The organism is Pseudomonas sp. REP124 (genome assembly GCF_020164475.1).
In the GTDB taxonomy this organism is placed as follows: Bacteria; Pseudomonadota; Gammaproteobacteria; order Pseudomonadales; family Pseudomonadaceae; genus Aquipseudomonas.
The window spans coordinates 1-2,598 of record NZ_JAIQWX010000278.1; the positions used below are offsets into that span (position 1 = coordinate 1).

Genomic DNA, 2,598 nt, shown 5'->3' on the forward strand with positions numbered 1-2,598 from the left:
TGCGGATTCCATGACCATCCGGACACCCATTCCACCAACATCCGGACACTGATTCCACGCTGATCCGGACACTCATTCCACGAGCATCCGGACACCGATTCCACGGCCATCCGGACACTTTCAGGCAGGCAGCAACGCAGGACTATTCACTACCATCGACCTCTTTTATCGAAGCGAAGAGGTCGTCGTGGAGCGTTTATCCATGCGTAAAATCCGAGAGGTACTACGCCTAAAGTTCGACGCCGGCCTGTCCGTGCGCAAGATCGCCGCCAGCTTATCCATCGGCCACTCGAGTGCGGGCGACTACCTTTGCCGGTTCGCAGCCAGCGGGCTTCAGTGGCCCATCGATATTTCTGACACTGAGTTGAATCGACGGCTGTATCCACCGGCAGTGCCGGTGCCGACCGGTCAACGCCCAATGCCTGATTGGGCATGGGTGCATGCCGAGTTACGCCGACCCGGCGTCACCTTGGCCCTGCTCTGGCAAGAGTACCGACTCGCTCATCCGCAAGGCTTCCAATACAGCTGGTTCTGCGAGCACTACCGCCTCTGGGCCGCCAAGGTCGACGTGGTCATGCGCCAGGAACATCGCGCCGGCGAAAAGCTGTTCGTCGATTACGCGGGTCAGACCGTGCCGATCATCGACCGGCGAACCGGAGAGATCCGCCAGGCCCAGATTTTCGTCGCCGTCCTCGGCGCCTCCAGCTACACCTTCGCCGAGGCGACCTGGTCGCAGAAACTGCCCGACTGGCTTGGCTCGCACGCCCGCTGTTTTGCTTTTTTCGGCGGCACCGCACAGATCCTGGTGCCCGACAATCTGCGCAGTGGCGTGACCAAGGCGCACCGTTACGAGCCCGATATCAACCCCAGTTACCGCGATCTGGCCGAGCACTACGGCGTCGCCGTATTGCCCGCTCGCTCACGAAAACCCAAGGACAAAGCCAAGGTCGAAGTCGGTGTACAGGTCGTCGAGCGCTGGATCCTGGCGGTGCTGCGCAACCGCCAGTTCTTCTCGCTGAGCGAACTCAATACGGCCATCGGTCTGCTGCTGGATCGCCTCAATCATAAGCCCTTCAAAAAGCTGCCCGGCTCACGCCGGTCAGCCTTCGAGACCCTCGACCAACCGGCACTGCAAGCGCTGCCGGAACATCCATACGTCTACGCCGAGTGGAAAAAGGTACGTGTCCACATCGATTACCACGTCGAGGTCGACGGCCACTTCTACTCGGTGCCGTACCAATTGGTGAAGCACCAACTCGAAGTGCGGCTGACCGCACAAATCGTCGAATGCTTCCACGCCAACCAGCGCGTGGCCAGCCACCTGCGCTCGCCACACAAAGGTCGCCACACCACCCAAACCGAGCACATGCCCAAGAGCCACCGCGAACATGCCGAGTGGACGCCGCAGCGACTGATCCGCTGGGCAGAACAGACCGGCCCGAATACAGCCGGCGTCATCGCCTACATCCTCGAACGCCGAATCCATCCGCAGCACGGCTTCCGTGCCTGTCTGGGCATCTTGCGCCTGAGCAAACAGCACGGCGAAGAGCGGCTGGAAGCCGCTTGCCAGCGTGCGCTGGCATTGGGCGCATGCAGCTACAAAAGCCTCGAATCGATCCTGCGCCAAGGACTGGAACGGCTGCCGCTGACCCAGCAAAACCTGCCGTTACTGCCCGAAGAACATATCAATCTGCGCGGCCCTGACTACTACCACTGACTGAAAAAAAGGAGCACAAACATGCTGCCCAATCCGACACTCGACAAGCTGCAAACCCTGCGCCTGCACGGCATGGTCAAGGCGCTGAACGAGCAACACGCGACGCCCGACATCAACGATCTCAGCTTCGACGAACGCTTAGGCCTGATGGTCGACCGCGAACTGACCGAGCGTGAAGATGCTCGCCTGACCACCCGCCTCAAAGCCGCGCGACTGCGCCACAACGCTTGCCTGGAGGACATCGACTACCGCAGCCCGCGCGGCCTGGACAAGTCTCTGATCCTGCAACTGGGCAGCGGGCAATGGCTGCGCGACGGGCTGAACTTGATCATCGGCGGCCCGACCGGCGTGGGCAAAACCTGGTTGGCCTGCGCGCTGGCTCACAAAGCTTGCCGCGACGGTTACAGCGTGCGCTATCTGCGCCTGCCGCGCTTGATGGAAGAGCTGGGCCTGGCCCACGGCGATGGGCGCTTCGCGAAACTGATGGCCGGTTATGCCAAGACCGACTTGCTGATCCTAGACGACTGGGGCTTGGCGCCGTTTACCGCAGCACAACGGCGCGACATGCTCGAACTGCTGGACGACCGCTACGGCAACCGCTCGACGCTGGTGACCAGCCAGATGCCAGTGGACAAATGGCACGCGCTGATCGGCGATCCGACCCTGGGCGATGCGATCCTCGACCGGCTGGTGCACAACGCTTATCGAATCGAACTGAAGGGCGAATCGATGCGCAGACGCGCAACGAAATTGACCGCAGCAGGGACTTCAGACTAACAATGCAAGCCTGCGTCGCTGCGCTCCGACTGCCTGTCCGAATGCGCGTGGAACGAGTGTCCGGATGTTGGTGGGCTGAGTGTCCGGATGGCGTGGAATCCGCA

2 protein-coding genes are annotated in these 2,598 nt (G+C 61.5%); both read left to right on the forward strand.

Annotated features, from left to right (window positions below; translation table 11 throughout):
• Nucleotides 1-202 precede the first annotated feature (202 nt).
• Nucleotides 203-1,717, forward strand: coding sequence for an IS21 family transposase (gene istA, locus K9857_RS30175; protein ID WP_224542210.1), 1,515 nt, complete (start codon nucleotides 203-205; stop codon nucleotides 1,715-1,717).
• A gap of 21 nt (nucleotides 1,718-1,738) precedes the next feature.
• Nucleotides 1,739-2,494 carry an IS21-like element ISPsy14 family helper ATPase IstB gene (istB, locus tag K9857_RS30180; RefSeq protein WP_224542213.1) on the forward strand — a complete coding sequence of 252 codons (756 nt, stop codon included), beginning with the start codon at nucleotides 1,739-1,741 and terminating at the stop codon, nucleotides 2,492-2,494.
• Nucleotides 2,495-2,598: the final 104 nt, after the last annotated feature.